Below are 22,019 nucleotides of genomic sequence, written 5' to 3'. Positions count from 1 at the left end.
TGATGGGACATCCTCTGGTGGACACCTTCCAGGTATGCGCCGCCTGTGGATTGCTCTCATTGCTGGCCTGAGCCTTGGACAGACGTCGGATGTGACGCCCCCGGAGGACCCGTCCACCCGGGACCCTGCCGCGGAGGCGCTGGAAGAAGCCTATGAGGAGGCCGCCAGGACTGCGGAAGGCTCGCGGCCTCCCCCCGGGTACATCGTCCAGCAGCCGCTCGACCAGGGCGCCTCCCCTACCATCGTGGGGCCTGCCCTTCCGGATGGGTCGGCGCCCGTCCCCTCGGGACAGGTCGCCCAGGAAGAGGCATCGCAGGTGTATCAGCCGGTTCCCTCTCCGCCGATGGAGGCGTTGGACGGGGAAGACGCGGCCATGGGTGGCAGCGGCAGCCCCACTCCCGCCGAGACGGCCCCCGGCCCTGAGTCCCAGACCCCGCCGCCCGGCGTGCCGAGCGGACCGACGGGGACCCAGCCCGGCTCCGCCGGAGGGGGCACGGCGCCCCCGACCCCGGGCGCACAGCCCGGAGCCGCCACGGGTACGACGGGTCAGGAGGCCACCGGCGGCGCGGGTACGGCGGGCACCCCCGCTCCGGCCGGGCAGGACGCGAGCGGAGGAACGGGCGCGACGGGGACGGCACCAGGGACTGGCGCCGGCTCGACACCGGGTGACACGGGAGCGCCCGGCACGGCGCCTTCCACGGGCACCGGCGGCGCCGGCACCACCGGCACGGCTGGCACCGGAGGCGGAGCGAGCGCGGCCGGCGCCGCGCAGCCCTCCCCCACCCAGCAGGAACTGGCCCAGCTCCGCGAGCGCGTGCAGCAGCTCGAGACCGAGCTCCGCGAGCGCGACGAGACGCTCGACCGGAACAACCAGGCCGTGCAGCAGCAGCTCGACACCTTCGGTCAGCGCTCCGTCGATGTGGAGCGGGCCCGCCAGCGGCGCCTCGCCCAAATCCAGACCGCCGGCCAGTGGATGCTCGCCGCGGACCAGGCCCTCGAAAGCGGCGAGCTCGACGTGGGCAACGCGCTCAGCCTCGCCGACCGCGCCTTCGCCGACGTGCGCGCCAGCGCCGCCCAGTACGGCCAGGGCTCCGTCGTCGTCCACGCCGAGCGCGCCCGAGCCCTCATCAACAACGCCCTGGAAGCCGCCGACAACCGCGACATCTACGGCGCCCGCCGCGCCCTCCAGGACGCCGGCTACGAGCTGAGCGCCGCCCGCGAGGCCAGCCTCCAACGCGAGGGCACCGGCAACGTCCTCCTCAACCCGTGAAGTACGGTGTCGCCTCCGCCGGCGCGCCCTGCGGACGCGAGATGAGGTAGCCCTGCACGTAGTCCACCCCGTGCGCCCGCACCCAGCGCAGCTCCTCGGGCGTCTCGATGCCCTCCGCCACCGTCTGGATGCCGAGCTGCCGCGCAATCTCCAGCAGCTTCTGCACGATGGACCCCTTGTACGGGTCCACGTGCACGTCCCTCACCAGCTCCATGTCCAGCTTGATGATGTCCGGCCGCAGCTGGTGGATGAGGTTCAGCGACGAGTACCCCGCGCCCAGGTCATCCAGCGCCACCTTGAAGCCCGCCTGCCGGTAGAAGTTGATGATGCCCTTCAGGTGGTACGCGTCCGCCGCCCGGTCCGACTCGATGATTTCGAACACCACGCTCTGCGGCGGAATCCCCGCGTCGCTGATGGCCGACACCGTCGAGCGCAGGCAGTACGCCGGGTCGTAGATGGCCGTGGGCGTGAAGTTGATGAACAGGTGCGTGCGCAGCTCGTGCCGCACCGCCTCGCGGATGGCCGTGGTGCGCGCCGCCAAGTCCAGCTGGAACAGCAGGTCCGCGTCGCGCGCCGTCTGCATCATCCGCCCCGGGGACACCAGGGTGCCGTCCCGCTCGCGGCCGCGCAGGAGCGCCTCGTGGGCGAAGATGCGCCGCGTGTCCTGCGCATGGACGATGGGCTGGAAGTGCGAGGTGAGCCGCTGCTCGCCCAGCATGTCCACCAGCCACCCCGCCTGCGCCATCGTCGAGAACTGCTGCAGCGAGCCCACGCGCGGGTAGTCCGCCAGCCCCGGCTCCGCTTCACCGGCCAGGAAGAGCGCGCGCGTGCCCCGCACCTCCTCCTGCGTCAGCGCGCCCACCGCGCTCACCGCCAGCTTCCCCAAATCCCCGTCCGCCACCCACACCACGACGCACTGTGCCTCGGGGCGCACCTGATACTCGCGCCCCGTCTCCCGCAGGAAGGCCACCAGCTTGCCGAAGCTGTGCCCCAGGGGGCACCACAGGAACAGCCGTCCCGCGCCCTCCAGCTTCGCCGGCAGCTCCTGGCACCGGCCGCACAGCCGCGTCGTGGTGTCGGTCATGGAGGTGTCCCCTACTCCGTCTCGCGGAAGATCATCAGCCCGCGCGCCGTCTCCGTCGCGTAGATGTAGCCGTCTCCCGGCACGCGGACCGTGTTCAGCCCGTCGAAGAAGGTGACACCGCGGCCCACGTCGGACTCACGCCACGTGTTGTAGTAGGCCACCTGCCGGGGCTCGCCGGGCACGGACACGTCCAGCACGCGCAGGCCGTCCTGGTAGTAGCTCACGTACAGCTTCGTGCCCACCAGCGTCACCGAGCGGATGGACACCTCCGGCCGCAGGCGGAACTCGCCGACCTGATCCACGCTGACCTTGGGGTTCGTCACGTTCAGCACGGTCAGGTGCGCGCCCCAGTCCTCGCCCGCGTCGAAGGCCAGCGTCCGGCTGCCCACCACGCCCACCGCCGCGGTGCGCGAGGTGCGGGTGCCGTAACGGCCCAGGTACTCGAGCGACAGCGTCGTCGCCGTCGGCTTCAGCTCCAACACCGTCAGCCCGTAGGTCCAGTGGCTGACGTACAGCCGGTTGTCCATCGCCGCGACGTCCATGGGACGGTCCCCCAACTCGGGGGTGGTGCCCGAGACGTAGTAGCGCGTCTGGAGCGTCGGCGCGGTGGGCGAGGTGATGTCGAAGACGAGCACCTCCGCGTACGGGGACGGCGCCGCCGCGAAGAGCCGGTTGCCGTCGATGGCCAGCCCGTTGACCTCCACCGGCTTCTCCGGAATGGAGCGCACGCGCGCGGGCTCGTCCGGGTTGGTCAGGTCGAACACCGCGATGCCGTTGTTCTGCGTGGCCACGTAGAGCGTCTGGCCATGCACCAGCACGTCCTTGAAGACGTCGCTGGCGGGCCTCAGCTCCCCCACCTTCCGGGGCTGCGTGGGCGTGCTCACGTCGTAGATGAAGAGGCCCTCACTGCCGGCGGTGACGTAGGCCCGGCCGTTGGCCACGGCCATCTCCGTGGCGCTGCCGCGCGGCAGCGCCAGCTCCGCGACGAGCTCCAGCTTCGAGGCCTCCTCCTCGCCGGCCCGGCGCGTCACGCGCGTGGCCTCGAAGGTGCCCTCCAGGTCCGTGGCCCCGTTCCGGCAGCGCCGGAAGATGCCGGACAGCTGCGTGGGGCTCTTGGCCGTACACCCCGCGGCGACGAAGCGCATCTTCGTCCCATCCGAGCTGTCCGCCTCGGAGGCCAGGAAGAAGGTGTCCGCGGAGACCTGCTGGTCCTTCACGTCGAGCCCGAGCAGCTTCGAGCCGCTCGCGTCGCTCGCCAGACGCAGGGAGGTGGCGGTCCCGGTCTTGTCTTCCAGCAGAACGTTGAGGTGCCAGACCCCCTCCTTCTGCAGGTCGGCCAGCGTGGAACGCTGACAGGATGACAGGTCGATGGCTTCAAGCTGACACTCGGCTTTCGGCGTGGAGTCATCGTCCTTGCCGCAGCCCAGGGTGAGGAACAGGGTGGAGGAGAGTGCAAGAAGGCGTCTCATGCCCCCATCCATATCATCGGGCGCCAGCACCAGACGAAGCCCCCATGCCCTCCAGGGCCGGCGCCGGTTGGGACGCTCACCGTCGCGCAAGTAAACGGAAAGAAATGAATCAGGCCCTTGTATACCCGAGCCCCTGAGAGGGAGCCTCTCAGGTTGCCGCCACTCCGCCTGCTCCCCACCCGAAGAGGTGACCCCCTGTGACCCTCCGCCCCATCGCAGTCGCCATCCTGGCCCTGCTCGTGCCCGGGATGGCACTCGCGCAGTTCTATGTGGTGCCGCGACGCCCCGGAAAATCACCGGTGAACAGCTACGAGTTCGAGTGGCGGCACGTGGACATCCTCGTGGGCCCCGCGGCCGAGGGCCTGGCCGCGCCCGCGGAGCGCACCGCGCACGACCAGCCGCCCGGCACCCAGGGAGGCGCCAACCCGAGCGCGCCCACCACGGACTCCGAGACGAGCGATCCACGCGAGCCCCCCTCGGGGCCACCCCAGGAGACCACCCAGGGTCCCTCCGACCCGGAGGCCCAGGTAGGGCTGCCGCCCACCGCCACGCCCCCGCCGCTGGTGACGGAGGCGACGGATGGCGGCGTGCCCCCCCCGGGCCCCGCGACGGCGGGCACCGAGGCGGCCGGGGATGGCGGCACGCTGGTCGTCACGGGCATCTCGGACGGGGGCATGCCGGACGGCGGCGCGCAGGCGACGCTGGGCCAGGGCGGCCCCGACGGCGGCTTCAACTACACGTACGCGAAGACGCTCGGCGCGAAGACGGGCGGCGTGCGCTTCTACTTCTATGAGCGCGAGCGCGTGGTGGCCGAGCGGGCCGCGCCCCTCATCGAGGAGGCGTACCGCTACCTCGTGGACCAGTTCCAGTACGTCCCCACGCAGACCTTCCCGTACATCCTCTACAGCAGCTACCAGGAGTTCCTGCAGACCAACCTCTTCCAGGTGTCCGAGGGCACGCTGGGCCTCACCAGCACGGGCGAGGACCTGAAGCTGACGCTGCCGTACCTGGGCGACCACCGGCTCTTCGAGGAGATCAGCACGCACGAGCTGGCGCACCAGTTCACCATCCAGAAGACGCGCACCGTGGCCGAGCAGGCGAAGGTGTTCGGAGACCCGCTGCAGGCCATTCCGCTGTGGTTCATCGAAGGCCTGGCCGAGTTCTACGCCAAGCGCGGCATGGACCCCGAGGCGGAGATGCTGGTGAGGGACCTGCTGGTGAACCCGGACCTGTACCGGGGCTATGCGTTCCTCGACTTCTTCTCGCCCGGGCCGTACGGCTACCTGTGGATCTACAAGGTGGGCCAGGTGCGCGTGGCCTTCCTGGAGGAGGAGTACGGCAAGGGCTTCCTCCAGCGCGTGCTGGAGGAGTCGCCCCGGCTGGTGGGCGGCTCGCGCGACTCCCCGTCGCTGAAGTTCGAGGAGCTCTTGCAGCGGCTGACGGGAGATGATCCAAAGCGCATCGCCGCGCGGTTCGAGAACTGGCTGAAGCGCCGGGCCTTCAAGACGTACCTGGGCTCGGAGCAGGCGGCGCCGGTGATGGACCTCCTGGACAAGGGGCCCGGCTACGTCACGGCCATGGCCAGCTCGCCGGACGGGCACGTGCTGGCGCTGCGCACCATCGTCCCCGAGACGGGCGAGAGCCGGCTGTACATGATGGACCCGAGGGCGCCGGAGAAGACGGTGAAGGTGGTGGGCGACGGCGTGCCGGGCGTGGAGTCGCTGCACCCCATCTCCGGGCGCAGCTTCGCGCTGACGGGCAACAAGCTGGCCTTCATCGCGGAAATCATCGGGCGCGACGTCATCTACATCCAGGACTACCAGCACACGGTGGAGAAGCGCGCGGCGGACGTGCTGGTGCGCCGCAACCCCATCCGCACCGGCATCGACCGGGAGGTGGGCACCACGGTGAGGTTGGAGCTGGGCGGCCGGGTGGCGTACCGCATCGACAAGCACGACCTGCTGGCGGCGTACTCGCCGGCCTTCTCGCCGGACGGCCGGTGGGTGGCCTTCATCGGCATCAACGACGCGGGCCTGCGCGACGTGTACGCGATTGACACCCAGGCGGGCCCGGACGCCAAGCCCCTGCGGCTCACCGACGACGTGTTCGCCGAGCGGCACGTCACGTGGGGCCCGTCCGGCATCATCTTCACGTCGGACGCCACGTCGCACCGCAAGTACAACCTCTTCCGGGTGCGGGTGGACGCGCCCCAGCAGGTGGAGCGCATCACCAGCGAGGACCGGGACCACGCGGACCCCACCGCGCTGCCGGACGGCCGGGTGTTCTTCACGGCCTTCAACAACAGCTCCTCGGACCTGCACGAGCTGATGACGGACGGCCGCATCGTGCGGCGCACGGACCTGACGACGGGTGTCTTCGAGCCGGGCCCCGGTCCCGAGGGTGGCCTGTGGCTGTTGTTCCACATGTCCGGCGAGCGCAGGCCCGCGATATTGCGGCCGCCGCGCATGCTGGCGGTGGACGTGCCGGTGGAGCCCGCGCCCGAGCCGCCCGGCCCGCTGGCGGTGCGGCCCTTGACGGACGCGCAGGCGTACCAGCCCTTCGCGCGGCAGAACCTGGAGTTCGGCCCCATCTTCGGCTTCGCGGGCGCGGGCGGCGGCGGCTTCGTGGGCCAGCTGTTCGCGGCGGCCACCGACCGCATGCGCGACCACCAGTTCCTGCTCACCCTCGCGGTGTACGGCAGCTTCGACCTGACGGACGGCTACCTGCTGTACATCAACGACCAGAGCCGGACGACGTGGGGCGGCGGCCTCTTCCAGTCGCTGCGCTTCCGCGTGGACCAGACCTTCGCGGACTCGGCGGTGGGCTCGAACACGTTCTTCACGTCGGGTGAGCGGTTCTTCGGCGTGCTCGGCAGCCTGCGCTACCCGCTGAGCACCTTCTTCTACCTGCAGGGCGACCTCAGCCTGGGTGGAACGAAGTACTTCCTGGACGACTTCTACGAGTTCTACCTGGCCTTCCCGGAGCGCAACGAGGCCGCCGCGGAGCTGCTGTCCGTATGGCAGGCGCGCAACGGGTCCGTGCGCTTCCAGACGGAGCTCAGCGGGCAGGTGGGCTACGACAGCCTGAAGTACCACTACGCCACCGGCCCGCTGGCGGGCAGCGCCGCGCTGCTGGAGACGACGGTGGGCGTGCAGCCGTTCCACGGCGAGACGTACAGCAACATCCGCCTGGACGCCGAGCGCTACTTCCCCATCTACGGCCGGACCAACATCTTCCTGCGCGGCGGCGCGGGCACCACGCTGGGCGGGCGGTACGCGCGCTCCTACTTCCTGTCCTCGTTCGACACGCTGCGCGGCGTGAACTTCGGCGACGAGCAGTGGCTGCTGGGCCGCCACTACGGCTACTCCACGCTGGAGTTGCAGCTGCCGCTCAACGACATCGTCCGGGTGGCCTTCCTGAGCGACCTGGAGGCGGTGGCGGGCCTGGACGTGGGCGGTGTGGGCGAGGGCTGGCAGGACCTGTGGGACCACCGCGTGCTGGACGCCGCCATCGGCTTCAACGTCGCGCTGGGGCCCCTGCTGATGCGGCTGCACTTCGCACGGCCGCTCGACATCGGCGCGGCGGCCGGCAAGCCGGACCCGGGCTGGGTGACGAACTTCTCGCTGGGCATCGCCGGCCTCAACGGCTTCTTCGACCAGGGCAACACCAAGAAGGTCACCCAGCCCGCGCCCCAGTCGCCGGCGCTGATACCGGCCGTCGCGGGCGGCTACACCGGGCCACGGCACTGAGGACACGCCGGGGGCGGGCCACCCGAAGGTTCCCGCCCCGGAGCTGAAGCATGACGAGGTCCCGCCCGCTTCCCGGGGGCGGGGCCTCTTTCATTTTCAGGACTGCGCGGCGACGAGGGCGGCGTTGGCCTTCGCCAGCGGTCCCCCGTCATTGGGGATGCGCTCGAAGTCTCCGCGCAGCGCCTTGATGGCGAACTTCTCCAGGTCGATTTCGCGGCGCGTGCGCACGCCCATCAGCCGCAGCAGCCCGGACAGCGGCCCGAAGCCGAACAACCCCTGTTGCAGCAGCAGCCCGGTGGCCACCGCGCTGAGCACCCGCCACGTGCCCGCCCGCCTGCCCAGCAGCAGGCCGAGCCCGGACGCCACGGAGGCGCCCACGGTGAGGGCGCGGCTCATGTCCCACTCGCGCTCCAGCCGCTCGAGGTAGCGGCTCATCTCCGCCCGGTCACCCTGCTCGGCCATGTGCCGCACGCAGGCCTCCACGTGCTCGTCGATGCGGCGGTTCACCAGCAGCGGCGTATGGCTGCGGACGGCGTCCGTGGACGTCTGGTTCCAGGTCTCCATGCGGCTGTCTCCCCTGACGCGGCGCTCCCTGCTTCCCGGTGAAGCTAGGAATGACGCTTCAGGCCGTGCACCGCGCTCCGGGAAGACGTCCGGGGCCCCCTGCCCGTCCGCCTGCTCCGTCCAGGGCGGCCAGGCGATGCGCCCGCCGCGCTCTCCCGAGCCACCCATGCATGGCAAGCAGGCATCCCCGGAGTGGGCAATCCCTTTCCCACATGGGGCAACCGCGGGAGTAGATCCACGGCGCCCGGCCTTCCCTCGCCTCCCACGGGGCCCCTCGGTCGAGGGGGCATGTCCCTTGCTCACTGGCCGTGCGATGAATCACGCACGACTTCTGCTTTGCCTTTCCCTGCTGTGCATGACGGCCTGTGGACCCGGGACGGAAGGCCCGTCCGTCGAGCCGCCCGCTCATCCGGGCACCGAATCTCCGCAGGTGACTCCGCCCGACGGGGAGGTGCCGCCTCCGAATCCTCCTCCGGGCCCGCCGCCCGACCCGCAGCCACAGCCACAGCCACAGCCACAGCCGCCTCCGAATCCTCCTCCGCCACCGCCGCCGCCTCCGGTGCTGGAGCCGCAGCGGCCGTTCGTGCTGCCGCCCGCGCAGAGCTCGGTGGAGGAGTACGAGCTGAGCATGCCCGAGGCGACGCTGCAGCAGTTCCTGAAGGACGTGTACACGCCCGAGCAGGACGCGCTCTTCAAGGCGGACGGCGTGACGTACCGGGTGAAGGTGCGGCTGCGTGGCGCCTCGGCGCGGCACTTCCCGAAGAAGAGCTGGAACGTGAGCTTCGAGGACAAGGTCCGCTTCCAGGGGCGCACCTCGCTCAACCTCGTGGCCGAGTACGCGGACGCGACGATGCTGGCGGAGAAGCTCTCCTATGACCTGCTGGAGGCCATGCGCGTGCCCGCGCCGACGGCGAAGTTCATCCGGCTCAAGGTGAACGGCGCCTACCAGGGCGTGTTCCTCGACATCGAGCAGGTGAACAAGTCCTTCCTCAAGGCCCACGACTTCGCGGACGACGACGCGACCATCTACCGCTGCGGCTGGAAGGACTGCGAGTTCAAGACGTGGAAGGTGCCCTACCAGGGCAAGTGGATGAAGAAGACCAACGAGACGCAGCCGGACGACAAGCTCTGGGAGATGATGGGCATCATCAACCACACGCCCGAGCCGCAGTTCGTGAGCGCGCTGGAGAAGAACCTCCAGCTGGAGCACTACCTGCGCTCCATGGTGTTGGACGTGCTCATGTCCAACAACTACGTGGAGGACTCGGAGAGCTACTTCATCTACGACCGGGCGATGGCGAAGTGGTCCTACGTGCCCTGGGACTTGAACAACGTGGACGCGCGCTGGTGGCACCAGATCACCGTGAAGGACATGGAGACCTACAGCGGCAACATGATCCACCCGCTGTTCAACTTCACGCTGACCGACGCGTGGGTGGAGAAGATGTACAACCTGCGCAAGCTCGAGACGGGGCCCTACCCGGGCTACCTGCCGGTGTTCTCCAACCTGGGCACCCGCGTGGTGATGAACCCCGAGCTGCGCGAGCGGCTGGAGGCGCGGCTGGACAAGGCGATGGACGAGCTGTTCACGAGCAAGGTGATGGACGCGTACATCGACAAGCTGCACGCGCTCGTCGACCCGTACATGCGCGATGACCCGTACATGAGCTACGAGCGGTTCGTCGCGGGCCGCGCCTACCTGAAGCGGTACGTGAAGGAGCGCCGCGCCTTCATCCTGAAGGAGCTGGAGCGGCTCGAGCAGCAGAAGAAGCCGGCGCTGGTGTTCGAGGCATTCGACCCGCGCGAGGGCTGGGTGGAGGTGGGCAACCGGACGTCGAAGGCCGTCTCGCTCAAGGGCATGGTGCTGACCACCAACCTGCGGGTGAGCCTGGCGCAGAGCAGCCACGCGCCGACGCAGGTGGCCAACCCCGTGGGCGCGGTGCTGCCGGAGCTGACGGTGGCCCCGGGCGAGCGGGTGCGCCTCGACTTCGCGGCGCTGGGCATCCAGCTGCCCCAGAAGGGAGAGCTGGGCCTCTTCGACGGCGTGTCCGTGGTGGGCGTGAAGGACCTGCTCTTCTACGGCGAGCTGCCCTCGGGCAAGCGGTACGTGCGCGGGACGAAGGGCTGGGAAGTGAACTGAGGCCGTGCCCCGGGCGGCGCGGGGCCGGGTAGACTGCGGGGCCATGCTCCGCGTCTCGGCCTCGCGTCCCGCCCGCCCCACGCTCGACACCGAGCGGTTGAAGCTCCACCGAGTCACACCCGAGCACACCGACGGCTTCGCCGCCCTGTACGCGAAGCCGGAGGTGATGCGCCACCTGACGGGCCGGCCCCGCAGCCACGAGGAGACGGTGGCCCACGTGGCGAAGATGATGGGGCACTGGGAGACGCACGGCTTCGGGTTGTTCGCCGTCACGCTCCGAGAGGCACCGGCCGTCGTCATGGGGCGCGCGGGCCTGTGCTACCTGGAGGACACGGGCCTCGTGGAGATCGCCTACCTGTTCGACACGCCGTACTGGGGACGGGGGCTCGCCACCGAGGTGGGCCGTGAGCTGCTGCGCTGGGGCTTCGAGGAGCTGGAGCTGGAGCGCATCATCGGCATCGCCAACCTGGAGAACGTCGCGTCCCAGGCCGTGCTGCGGAAGCTGGGCATGGCGCACGAGGGCCGCGCATTCCACTACGGCAACGACGTGGAGCGCTTCAGTTGCTCACGGACGTCCTGGAGCGGTTGAGGCGTGCGGCACGAGCGGGCCGCGATTAGGTGGGGGGCATGGAACTCCGCATCGCGGTCATCGGAGCGGGCCTGTCTGGCGTGGCCGCCGCCCGGGCCCTCCACTCGGCCGGCTTCCCGGTCCAGGTGTTCGAGAAGAGCCGGGGCCCCGGCGGGCGCATGGCCACTCGCAGGACCGAGGCGGGTGACACCTTCGACCATGGCGCCCAGTACTTCACGGCGAGGGACCCGCTCTTCCAGGCACAGGTGCGCGCCTGGATGGACGCGGGCCTGGCCGCGGAGTGGCACGGCGTCATCGGCACGCTGGAGCGGGGCCGGGTGACGCGCTCCGAGCGCGAGCAGGTGCGCTACGTGGGCGTGCCGGCGATGGGCTCGGGGGTGAAGCAGCTCGCGCAGGGGCTCGACGTGCGGAGTGGCATCCGGGTGGAGCGGGTGGAGCGCGAGGGCCCGGCGTGGCGGCTCACGTCGGACGCGGGCGAGGGGCTCGGCGTGTTCGACCGGGTGGTGGTGGCGGTGCCCGCGCCGCAGGCGGTGCCGCTGCTGGCCGGAGCGCCGGAGCTGGCGGCGCGCGCGGCGACGGTGAGGATGGAGCCGTGCCAGTCCGTGATGGCCCGCTTCGCGGAGCCCGTGCCGCTGGAGTTGGACGGCGCCTTCGTGCACGGCTCGCCTCTGTCCTGGATTGCGCGCGACGCGAGCAAGCCGGGGCGCGCGGCGGGAGAGCGCTGGGTGCTGCATGGCTCGCCGGAAGCCAGCCGCGAGTACCTGGAGCGCGCGCCAGAGGACGTGACGGCGCGGTGGGTGGAGGCGTTCGCGGAAGCCATCGGGCGGGACATCCGTCCGGTGGAGACCGTGGCCCACCGCTGGCGCTACGCCCTGCCCTCCCCCGCCCTGGAGGAGTCGACGTTGTTCGACGCGGCGCTGGGCATCGGCGCCTGTGGGGACTGGTGTGGCGGCCCTCGCGTGGAAGGGGCCTTCCTCAGCGGCGTGGCGCTGGCGCGGCGGCTGTCAGGCGCCTGAGCCGCCTCGCGTCCCAGGGGAGGCCCTGCCCCTGGAGAACGCCCTGAAACCCGCCATCCATCACGTCACAGACGGTACGCACCATCCCTTCAGGACGTGGGTGCCGGACAATCCCGACGAGGTCGTCACCCACGTGGCCGTCAGCATCGGGGTCAAGACCCAGGGAAAAGGGGCGAAGGGTCGGCTCAAAAGCTCGGACGAATTCACCATCATGGTGGCGACACCGGCCGGGCTCGCGACGCTGGAAGACACGGACGGCGTCATCCTGGCGAACCGGAAGCTGGTGGTCCTGCGCCGGTATGACTACGACCTCCTCTGGCGCTGGCTCGAAGCCACCGTGGCCTCCTGCGAGGCCCCCACCTGGGAGGAATGCGTCCGCAAGCTCCGCGAGCACTTCCATTGGGAGTTCGATTACGTGAAGTGATGCGCCCGTTGGCGGCACTCGCTCCGTACTGTTACTAGAGTCCTGGCGGGAGGCAGGTCATGAGCGAGTCGAAGCAGGGGGAGTCCACCGCGGTGGTGCTCTTCGACGGCGTCTGCAATCTCTGTAATGGGGCGGTGAACTTCATCATCGACCGGGACCCCTCGGCGCGCTTCCGCTTCGCGGCACTCCAGTCCGCCCAGGCCGCCTCGCTGCTCGCTCCCCTGGGCCGCGTGCCGGAGGCCGACCCCCAGAGCTTCATCCTCGTGGAGGACGGGCGCGTGTACGAGCGCTCCAGTGCGGCCCTGCGCGTGGCCCGCAAGCTGCCCGGCGCGTGGAAGCTGTTCTACGCCTTCATCGTCGTCCCCACGCCCATCCGCGACGCCGTCTACCGCTTCATCGCGCGCAACCGCTACCGCTGGTTCGGCAAGGCGGACGCGTGCCGCATGCCCACGCCGGAATTGCGCGCGCGGTTCCTCTGAGTCACCGCCGCTCGCGCACCACCAGCGTGCGCTTCGCGGTGAGGCCCCGGTCATCGGTGACGAGGATTTCGTGGGCCCCCACCGTCGGCGTCCACCACACGCGCTCATCCGCGCGCGCCGTGCCCAGCAGGGCCCCGTCCACGAACCACGTCAGCGCGCGCTCGTGTGAGGCCTCCGCCTCCAGCGGCACCTCCTGCTGCTCCGCGGGCACGCCGGGAATCAGCATGGCGACCTGCCCTTCCGCCGGAGAGACAATCGTCGGCGCATCGCGCTCGCCGCCGGGCTCGCAGCCGGGCGCGGCGGCCGGGGGCTCCGGCAAGCGGCGGTGCTGCTCCTCCAGCCAGCGGCGGATGGTGGCGGGCCACGTCAGGTACACGCGCGACTCCGTCTTCCGCCCCGCCCGGCACGTGGGCCCCACCGTCAGCCCCGTGGCCACGTCCACCTCCACACGCTGGTGATACGGGCAGCGCCGCGTGGGCACCGCCGAGCGCCGGGCGAAGACCGACTTGCGCTGCTCGCACGCGTCCGTGGGCAGGTGCCCCGAGTACGCGCACACCTCCACGCGCATCAGGTCCTCCGGGGGCGAGTCCTCCTCCGCATGCGCGAGCCCGCGCGGCCCCACGCCCTCCAGGATGTCGAACAGCAGCGGCCCGGCCGCGTCCGCGCCCACGAGGTGCACGCTGGGCGAGTGGTCGAAGTTGCCCAGCCACACCACCGCCGTGTGTCTCGGCCCCGAGCCCGCGGCCCACGCGTCGCGGTGGCCGAAGCTCGTGCCCGTCTTCCAGTGCACCCGCGCGGGCATCCCCGTCAGCCGCCGCCGCTCCGGGAAGTCTGGCCGGTCCCTCAACGCCAGCGCCTTGCGTGTCAGCCACGCCGCGCCCGGGGACAGCACCGCCACCGGCTCGCCCACCTGTCCGCCGTCCTCCAGCAACCGGAGCGTCGACGCGCGGCCATCCTCCGCGAGCGCCAGGTACACGCCAGCCAGCTCCAGTGGCGTCACCTCGATGCCGCCCACGGACGCGGAGAGGCCGTAGTAGCCCGGGTCGCTCACGAGGCTGGTGACGCCCGCCGCGCGCAGCGTGCCCAGGAAGCGCTCCACACCCACGCGCTCCAGAAGCCGCACGAAGGGCATGTTGAGCGACTGCGACAGCGCGTACTCCAGCCGCACGAGCCCCTGGAAGCGGCCGTCGAAGTTGCGGGGCGCATAGCCGCCGTACGTCATGGGCACGTCCGCCACGAGCTGCTCCGGTCCCACCATGCCCAGGTCGATGCCCATGGCGTAGAGCAGCGGCTTGAGCGCCGAGCCCGGAGAGCGCGGCGTGGCGAAGCCGGCAATCTGCCCGCCGTGCTCCGCGTCGAAGAAGTCGAAGTTGCCCACCAGCGCGAGCACCGCCGCGCTGTCCCGGCCCACCACCACCGCCGTGCCGTTGTGGATGCCGCGAGAGGCCAGCCCGCCCACCGCGTCGCGCATCAGCCGCTCCACGAGGCGCTGCGTGCCCGCGTCCAGCGTGGTGCGAAGCCGCGCCAGCGCCGGGTGTTGCGTGCGCAGCCACACCGCCGCGTGCGGTGCCTCGCGGGGAAAGGGCGTGAGCGCGGCGGGCACGGGCGTGGCGCGCACCTCGGCCAGCACCACCTCCGGCGACACCGTGGCCTCCGCCGGACCTCGTGGCAGGGCGTCACCGTCCAGGAGCCGCCGCGCCACGCCGTCCCGCGCGGCCTTCAGCCGTGCCGCGTTCTCCGGCGAGGGGAAGCGACGGTTGGGGTTCTGCGGCACGGCCAGCAGCGTGGAGATTTCCGCGGGGCTGAGGTGCGAAGCCGTGTGCCCGAAGTACGCGAGCGACGCCGCCTCCACGCCCTCCACGTTGCGCCCGTAGGGCACGAACTGGAGGTAGGCCGCGAGCACCTCCTGCTTGGACAGGCGCAGCTCGAGCTGCATCGCGCGGAAGGACTCGATGAGCTTCGACATGAAGGTGCGGGGCCGCGGCTCCAGCACGCGAACGAGCTGCATGGTGAGCGTGGACGCGCCCGACACGCGGCGGCCCCGCATCACGTTTCGCACGGCGGCTCGCGCCACGGCGAGCGGATCCACGCCCGGGTGGTGGAAGAAGCGCTTGTCCTCCAGGGCCAGCAGCGCGCGCAGGTAGGCGGGGTCCACACGCTCCGGCGACGTGGGGATGCGCCACCGCTCGTCCGGCGCGAGGAAGACGTGGGCCGGCGTGCCGTCCCGGTACTCCACCACCACCGAGGCCGGCGCGGACAGCCGGGCGGGAAGCGGCACCCACCACGCCGCCGCGAGCCCTACGCCCATGAGGACGAGCAGGCCCACGGCGACAAGGGCCAGCCTCCGGAGGATGCGACGCGCGCGGCTCATGACCGGGACGCTCCCTGCGAGACGAGGAGCAACCTTCGGAGGATGCGACACGCGCGGCTCATGACAGGGACACCCCAGCGAGATGAGAGCCGGCGTCCGGACCCTTGCGACACACGCGGCTCATGGCAGGGACGCTCCGAGATGAGGACCCGTCTCCAGGGAATGCGACACACGAGCCGCCTCCCCGGGACACTTCGCGAGACAAACCGGGACACGCCGCGCGGCCGGCACGAGTTGCCTTTATGCTACGCACATCCACCCGGGGAGTCCCGCCGCCATGAACACCGACGAGGTCGACGCCATCCTCTCCTCCATCATCGGCGACCGGAGACTGACGCCGACCGAGCGGCAGGCGCTCCAGGCCGTGCTCGTGGAGCGGCGAGCGGGCGAGGCCCTGCTCACCCTCTTCCGCTCGCGCGCCTTCGCCCTGGCGCGCGCCTCCGTGAAGGAGCCGCGCTCGCGCGAAGTCATTGGCTGGCTGGAGGAGATGGTGGAGGCCCTGCACGCCCCGAAGACGGTTGAGTCCGCGCGCATCGAGGCGCACTTCACACCCGGGGACGGCCCCCTCAACGCCATCGTCAGCCAGATACAGGGCGCGCGCGGCTCCATCGACGTGTGCGTGTTCACGGTGACGGATGACCGCATCAGCCGCGCGCTCCTGGACGCGCACCGCCGGGGCGTGCGCCTTCGCATCGTGAGCGACGACGAGAAGTCGCTGGACGCGGGCTCCGACCTGGAGCGGCTGAGCGACGCCGGAGTGCCGGTGCGGCTGGACAGGAGCGAGGCCCATATGCATCACAAGTTCGCGGTGTTCGACCGGCTGCGGCTGATTACCGGGAGTTACAACTGGACGCGCTCCGCGGCCGAGCACAACCACGAGAACGTCCTCGTGTCCGACGACGCGCGGCTGGTACAGCCCTTCAGCCGCGCGTTCGACGCGCTCTGGGACACGCTCGCCTAGAGCAGGTTGTCCTTCCAGGGGCCGGACACCTGCACCGTGCCGCCCCCCTCCCGAGCCCACAGGCGCGGGTCATACATGGCTTCCACCTCGGCCGAGGGCATCGTGAAGGCCCCCGCCGTCACCGCGCGCACCGCGTAGACGACCTTCTTCGACTCGCGCGCGTTGAGGCTGCCGAAGACCTCCATGCGGTCATCGCGGATGTTGACGTAGTCCGGCGTCCACAGCGCGTCGGCCTCCACCCAGGACGTGCTGCCCCCGCGGCCCAGCCGCGCGTTCTCGATTTCCCAGCCCGCCGGCAGCCGGTCCACCAGGGCGAGGTTCTGCACGCGCTCGGCGGTGGTGTTGGTGACCTCCAGCTCCACGTAGACGAGGTCCGCCAGCGTCAGCGGATTGCCTCGGACATCCAGCGGCGTTCCGTCCAGCTTCCGCCACGTGCGCGTCAGGCGCAGCCCCTGGCCACCCGTGCGCACCTGCCCGTCCGAGCGCACGCCCTCGCTGCTGAGGATGAGGTACAGCTTGCCCTCGTCCTTGGACTTCACCTCCACCTGGAGCCCCTTGCGCTCGCTGGCGCGGGCCAGCGCCCACGTGCGGTCCGAGCCACGCGCGTCCTTCTCCTGCGTGGGCGCCACCACCTTGCCGTCCGCCGTCAGCACCGGCGGCGCGAAGTTCGAGGCCGCGCCCTGCAGCCGCTTGCCCAGGCCGGTGATGCCCCAGACCAGCTCCTGCGTCGTGTACCAGCCGCTCGACTGTGCCTGGAGCGCCTCGGCCACCATGTTCGCCAGCGGCTCGCCCTCGGGGGCGTTGCCGAACAAGTCCTGGAAGGTGCTCAGCATGAAGCCCCGGCGCCGCCGGTCCGAGTAGAAGGACCAGTTGTTCTTCCGCTCGTCGGTGATGGGCGACAGGTCCGGGTTGCGCAGCTCCTTCTCGTAGCGGCGGTCCCCCGCCAGCCACAGCGCGGCCTTGAGCATGTAGTCCTGCTCGCGGTCCTCGCCCGACAACGCGCCCTTCTTCGCGCGCTCGGCCAGCGCGTCCACCATCTTCTGCACGCGCGCCTTGCGCCCCTTGCCACCCAGCGCCAGCACGTAGTGCATGTACGCCTCGGAACTCGCGCTGTAACCGCCGTGCTGGTTCGTGCGGCCCTCCTGGTTGTTCAGCTCGTTGCCCATCCAGGTGAGGGCGTCGTCCAGCCGGTCCTGCGGCACGGGGTACTTGAGCTTCTGCGCGTCCAGCAGCAGGTGCGTGGCGTAGGCTGTGCCCCAGTCCACCGGGTCCGTCTGGCCCGGCCAGTAGGCGAAGCCGCCCGACGGCGTCTGCATGGAGAGGACGCGGTTGATGCCCGCCAGCACCAGGTCGCTCACCGGCCTGCCCTTCGTGAGCGTGGGGTCCACGTCGTCCAGCAGCTCCGACACGAACAGCAGCGGCCGGGTGGAGGACGTCGTCTGCTCGACGCAGCCGTACGGGTACTGCACGAGGTACGAGAGGTGCTGGAGCGACTGCGCATACGGGTTGGCCGTCACCCACAGCGTGGAACGCTCCGTGGTGGGCACCCAGCCCTGGAGGTACTTCGAGACGTCCGTCACGCCCTGCGCCAGCTCAATCCGCTGCACGCGCCGCTCACGCGGGCCGGCGGGTGACAGCGGCACGTCCAGCGACTCCTTCGAGGTGTAGCCGCCGCCCTCCACCGTCACCGTCATCCGCGCCGCGCCCACCGCCTGCACCGCCTTCGCCTGGAAGACGAAGGTGGTGGACTTGCCGTCCTCCAGCCGGACGCGGCCCTCGCTCTTGCCCAGCAGCTGCACGGGCGAGCCCGGCGTCGCGGCCGGCGCCAGCCCCGGCACCGGGAGCGACTCGGTGGCCAGCGACACCTTCACGTCCTGCGCCTTGCCGGACAGGTTGGTGACGAAGACGGGCACCTGGATTTCGTCGTTCTGCGTGAGGAAGCGCGGCAGCGTGGCCTGGAGCACCAGCGGGTCTCTCACGAGCACCTGCGCGCTGGCGCGGCCGACGCGCTGGGGACCCGCCGTCACCGCCATCACCCGCACCGCGCCACGGTACTGCGGCAGCTTGAAGGGCACGCGCAGCTTGCCGTTGGCCGGCACCGGCACCAGTCCGCTCCACAGCGCCACGGGCTTCACGGGCTGCACGCGGCCGGCGGCGCTACCCTCGCCGTCACCACCCGTGGAGCGCGAGTTGCCGCCCGGCGGCACCAGCAGCGTCCAGCCGATGGTCTCGTACGTGTCCACGCCCAGCGCGCGCTTGGTGAAGAGCTGCTTCAGCGGGTCGGGACTCTGGAATCGCGTGAGAGAGAGGATGCCCTCGTCCACCACCGCCACCGTGGCGAAGGTGGGCCCCTCCAGCGCGCCCAGCTCCAGGTCCACCGTGAGGGTGTCGTTGGAGCGGACCTCCTTGGGCACGTTCATCGTCACGGCCTGCGTGTAGTCCACCGGCTCCAGCGGCACGCTGGCCACGCCGAAGGCACGGTCCGGCATGAAGGCCTCGGCCGACTCCAGGTGCGGGTCCTTCACCAGGAAGGCGCTCACGTACACGTTGGGCGCGAAGCCCGACGGCGTGAAGCTCCACGTCACCTCGCCGGGCTCCACCGCCTTCCACTCGGCGGCGAGCACGCGGTCCGTCTCCGCGGTGAGCAACACGCGGCCCCGGTACGGCACCCGCAGCTTCGCGGTGAGGGCTTGTCCCACGCGCGCCTTCTCCGGCAGCGCCACGTTCAGCGACGTGGGCTTCAGCGGACGCGGCGTCTGGTCCACGCGCGAGTCCTCACCCCACCAGTAGTAGCGGCCCTCGCCCTCCAGCTCGAGGTCGGTCTGCGCGTTGCCCGCACGCACGCGCACGAGGTAGCCGGCGGCGTCTCCGCCCGGCGTCACCTCCACGGAGAAGCGGCCATCCTTCACCGCCGCCGTGGTGCGCCCCTCGCGCATGGGACGGAGGTAGCGCTGGTAGCGCTCATAGCCCTCGGACTCGTCGTAGTAGGCGCCGTACTCCTCCTCCAGGCGCACGTACTCGACGTCCACGGACTTCGGGGCCTTGCCGCCGCCCGCGATGAGCTTTCCGTCCCAGTCCACCACCACGCCCGTCACCGTGAAGGGCTTGCCGGCCTTCACCTTGCGCGTGTTGGACTGGAGGCCCACGTAGAAGGGCTCCGGGTGCACCAGCGCGGTGGTGTCCCCCAGGGTGGAGCGGCCGCTGCCGGCCTCGAAGACGCTCGCCAGCGCGGTCAGCTTCGCCGCGCCCCGGAAGGCGCCCGTGGACGCTTGCGCGGGGCAGCGCAGCAGTGCCTGGCCCTTCTCGTCCAGCGTGCCCTTCACCTGTCCCAGCGTGAGGGGGCGGGGTTCCTTGCCGTCCTGACGCCACACTCCGTAGGCGTACTGCGCGTTCTCCTTCGGCTTGAACTCGGCGGGCACCAGCCGGCACGTCAGCTCCACCGGGCTGCCCTCGGCCGAGCCGCCAAAGAGGTAGGCCGCCTCCACCGCCACGGGCACCTCCTCGCCCTGCAGCGTGCCCTCCTGCTGCGCGCGCGCCGTCACCTTCATGCGCTCGGGGACGAACTCCTCCACGCTGAGGCTGTAGGTGGTCACGTCGCGGTCCGCCACCCGCAGCGTCACGCGGTAGCTGCCCGTGTCCTGGAAGGCCTCGAAGGGCACGTCCAGCGCCACCGCGCCCGCCTCGTTCGTCTTCAGCGTCACCTTGCGCAGCTCGCGCTCGCGCGGGTCCATCACCACCAGCTCCACCGGCATGCCCGCGGGCGGCGCCTTGTCGTCCTGCCCGCGCAGCACCGCGGCGACGTGGGCGGTGTCTCCGGGGCGGTACACGCCGCGGTCCGACCAGATGGAGGCACGATAGGGCTTCTCCGCGCGGTACGGCTCGCCCTGCACGTCCGAGTTGGCGATCTCCGTCTTCAGCTCGCTGTACTTGAGGTACGTCAGCTCCTCGCCGTCGCGGGCGATGAGGGCGAAGGGCTCGCTCGCATCCACGTCCGCGGGGGGAACCTTCAGCTGGCAGCCGTCCGTGCCCACCGTGGTGCAGCGGGCCACGGCCTGCCCGCTCTTCTTCACCAGCGTCACCTCCACGCCGGACAGGGGCTCGGTGTTCTCGATGCCCAACGCCCAGACCCACACCTCGCCGCGGTCCTTGGAGCCGCGCTCCGGCCCGCCGCGCTTGGCCACGAGGCTCAGGTTGGTGAGCAGGATGCGCGTGGCGGCGCGCCAGTTGCCCTTCTGCGCGGACAGCTCCACGAGGCCCTTGGTGGAGGCGGGCACGAGGCTGGCGACATCGACATACGTCGTGGTGAGCGTGTCCGGCGTGGACTTCAGCGGCAGCACGCGCTTCGCCACCACGTTGGAGGTGCGCTCGTCGACCGTCTCGCTGCGGTCGTCGCTCATCCAGAAGACGAGGTTCTCCGGCGGCACGTGGCGAACGGTGAGCTCCACCGAGTCCAGGTTGAGGTGCTGCAGGGGCAGGTTGCGCCACGCGCTGCGCGGCAGGTACCGGCCGGCGCTGGCGAAGGAGACCTGCGGCTGGCGCGCGGGCACGGAGAAAGCGTGCACGTACGGCGACAGCAGCGTGCCCCCACCCACCGAGGGCATGCCCGCGTCGATGCGCAGCGTGGCCGGCCCGCGCTTGAAGTCACCGAAGATGCGGAAGCCGCGGCGAGACGGCGCGATGGAGACCTTCACGGGGGGCGTCAGGTGGATGGCGTCCACCGCCACGCTGTCGTCCAGGGTGCAGCCCTTGTTGCGGTCGTCCCAGTAGTACTCGTCGTACTCCCCGGACTCGCGCGGGCTGGCGGGGGCGTCGGCCGCCACGTCGCGGCAGCTCACCTCCAGGTAGTGGCCGGTGGCGCCCTCGCGCAGGGCGACGTGGGTGATGTCCAGGCGCTTGCCGGCGCTCAGCTGGAAGGATGCGTCGGCGGCGGGGGCCGTGGCCTTCGCGCGGCCCGCGGCGGCCAGCCCCTCCTGGAGGGCGAAGCGCACGGTGGCGCCGGGCTTGAGGCGCGGGTGGGCGAGCTGCGCGGTGAGGACGTCGCGCGCGTTGGGGACGGTGCGCCACTTCACGTCGGAGATGGGCTGGCCCTCCACCTGGAAGGAGCCCCTGCCGCGCACGGCGTTGAGGTCCACCGGGCCGGAGAAGGCGACGTCCACCTCCACACGGCCCTTGAGCAGGTCGAGCTGCTTGGGCGCGAGGCGCACGAAGCGGAAGCCCGAGGTGGTGAAGCGGTGCGACCAGGCCCCTTCCGAGGGCGGCCTCACCACGCCGCCGTCCGTCTCCAGCGACTCCAGGGTGACGGTGTACTTCGTCTCGAAGTCGAAGCCCTCGGCCGTCGGCGTGAAGGCGAGCGTGGACGGCGAGCGCCAGGACAGGTTGCCGGCGACGCGAGGGGAGACGGTGACGACGGTGCCCTTCTTCACCTCGCCGTCATTGGGCATCACCGGGCGCTGGAACTCGATGACGATGGCCTCGGGGAGGGACTCCTCGGTGGCCAGCTCGCGGATGACGGGCGTGAGGGACTCGGGCGTGGGCGGCGCGAAGGCCGTGCCCGTTCCCGCGTCGGTGCCCGTCTCCGTTCCCGTGACGGGGGTGGGCGTGGCGGTGGCCGGCTCCGACGTCGCGGGAGGCGTCGCGGGCTTCGGCTCCTCCTTCTTGCAACTCGAGAGCGTGGCGCCCAGCCACAGTGCCGCGAGGAGCCAGCGCGCGCGACTGGCGCGGGGCGCTCTCTGCGTGATGACGGACCGCGAACCCATGATTCCTCCGAGAAGGTGCCAGCTGTACTTCATGCGGCGTGCCGGGGTTGCGCCCGCCGCGTGAGGGAGGACCGTGGTTGTGTACCCGCGGCCCGGACGCGTCCCCCGTGCGTCACCGGGCCCACAGGGTGTCCGGCAGGCCACACC

Annotated in this window: 13 protein-coding genes; 8 read left to right on the top strand and 5 right to left on the bottom strand. The window is 71.0% G+C overall.

Annotation, left to right across the window (positions count from 1 at the left end):
* Positions 1-91 precede the first annotated feature (91 nt).
* Complete coding sequence (locus HG543_RS08955; protein WP_169344274.1) at positions 92-1,270, top strand: hypothetical protein; 1,179 nt, start codon at positions 92-94, stop codon at positions 1,268-1,270.
* On the opposite strand, the gene HG543_RS08950 is transcribed toward HG543_RS08955, so the two are convergent.
* Both HG543_RS08950 and HG543_RS08945 read right to left on the bottom strand, forming a co-directional pair.
* On the bottom strand, positions 1,260-2,354 hold the full coding sequence (locus tag HG543_RS08950) for an EAL domain-containing protein (RefSeq protein ID WP_169344273.1): 1,095 nt from the start codon (positions 2,352-2,354) through the stop codon (positions 1,260-1,262). The genes HG543_RS08955 and HG543_RS08950 overlap by 11 nt on opposite strands.
* 11 nt (positions 2,355-2,365) lie before the next feature.
* On the bottom strand, positions 2,366-3,823 hold the full coding sequence (locus tag HG543_RS08945; protein WP_246356863.1) for an LVIVD repeat-containing protein: 1,458 nt from the start codon (positions 3,821-3,823) through the stop codon (positions 2,366-2,368).
* A gap of 248 nt (positions 3,824-4,071) precedes the next feature.
* Between HG543_RS08945 and HG543_RS08940 the strand changes: the two genes are divergently transcribed.
* The gene (locus tag HG543_RS08940) at positions 4,072-7,572 is read left to right on the top strand and encodes a PD40 domain-containing protein (RefSeq protein ID WP_169344298.1); all 3,501 of its coding nucleotides are present in this window, start codon (positions 4,072-4,074) and stop codon (positions 7,570-7,572) included.
* Between the two features lie 96 nt (positions 7,573-7,668).
* Here the strand turns inward: HG543_RS08940 and HG543_RS08935 are convergent, their stop codons facing one another.
* Entirely contained in the window at positions 7,669-8,136 is a 468-nt protein-coding gene (locus tag HG543_RS08935) for a hypothetical protein (RefSeq protein WP_169344271.1), read from the bottom strand.
* A gap of 313 nt (positions 8,137-8,449) precedes the next feature.
* On the opposite strand from HG543_RS08935, the gene HG543_RS08930 reads away from it, so the two are divergent.
* From HG543_RS08930 to HG543_RS08910, 5 genes are read left to right on the top strand one after another with little or no spacing between them, the layout of a single operon-like run.
* Entirely contained in the window at positions 8,450-10,276 is a 1,827-nt protein-coding gene (locus tag HG543_RS08930) for a CotH kinase family protein (protein WP_169344270.1), read from the top strand.
* Between the two features lie 43 nt (positions 10,277-10,319).
* Positions 10,320-10,865: a GNAT family N-acetyltransferase gene (locus HG543_RS08925; RefSeq protein ID WP_169344269.1), complete on the top strand. Its 546-nt coding sequence runs from the start codon at positions 10,320-10,322 to the stop codon at positions 10,863-10,865.
* A 38-nt stretch (positions 10,866-10,903) separates the two neighbouring features.
* On the top strand, positions 10,904-11,881 hold the full coding sequence (locus HG543_RS08920) for an NAD(P)/FAD-dependent oxidoreductase (protein ID WP_169344268.1): 978 nt from the start codon (positions 10,904-10,906) through the stop codon (positions 11,879-11,881).
* Positions 11,799-12,305, top strand: a complete 507-nt coding sequence (locus tag HG543_RS08915) for an Imm8 family immunity protein (protein WP_343073306.1) — start codon at positions 11,799-11,801, stop codon at positions 12,303-12,305. Before HG543_RS08920 ends, HG543_RS08915 begins: the two co-directional genes overlap by 83 nt.
* 59 nt (positions 12,306-12,364) lie before the next feature.
* Positions 12,365-12,784 (top strand): thiol-disulfide oxidoreductase DCC family protein, encoded by a 420-nt coding sequence (locus HG543_RS08910; RefSeq protein WP_169344267.1) that lies wholly within the window; start codon positions 12,365-12,367, stop codon positions 12,782-12,784.
* Position 12,785: 1 nt separating this feature from the next.
* Here HG543_RS08910 and pbpC read toward each other — a convergent pair whose 3' ends face one another.
* On the bottom strand, positions 12,786-15,155 hold the full coding sequence (gene pbpC / locus HG543_RS08905) for a penicillin-binding protein 1C (protein ID WP_169344266.1): 2,370 nt from the start codon (positions 15,153-15,155) through the stop codon (positions 12,786-12,788).
* Between the two features lie 277 nt (positions 15,156-15,432).
* Here pbpC and HG543_RS08900 point away from each other — a divergent pair, with 277 nt between their 5' ends.
* On the top strand, positions 15,433-16,116 hold the full coding sequence (locus HG543_RS08900) for a phospholipase D-like domain-containing protein (protein WP_169344265.1): 684 nt from the start codon (positions 15,433-15,435) through the stop codon (positions 16,114-16,116).
* Here HG543_RS08900 and HG543_RS08895 read toward each other — a convergent pair.
* Entirely contained in the window at positions 16,113-21,872 is a 5,760-nt protein-coding gene (locus HG543_RS08895; RefSeq protein ID WP_169344264.1) for an alpha-2-macroglobulin family protein, read from the bottom strand. The two genes, HG543_RS08900 and HG543_RS08895, sit on opposite strands and share 4 nt — an antisense overlap.
* Positions 21,873-22,019 lie beyond the last annotated feature (147 nt).

Source organism: Pyxidicoccus fallax, assembly GCF_012933655.1.
In the GTDB taxonomy this organism is placed as follows: Bacteria; Myxococcota; Myxococcia; order Myxococcales; family Myxococcaceae; genus Myxococcus; species Myxococcus fallax.
This window is presented reverse-complemented; position numbering and strand designations above follow the sequence as displayed.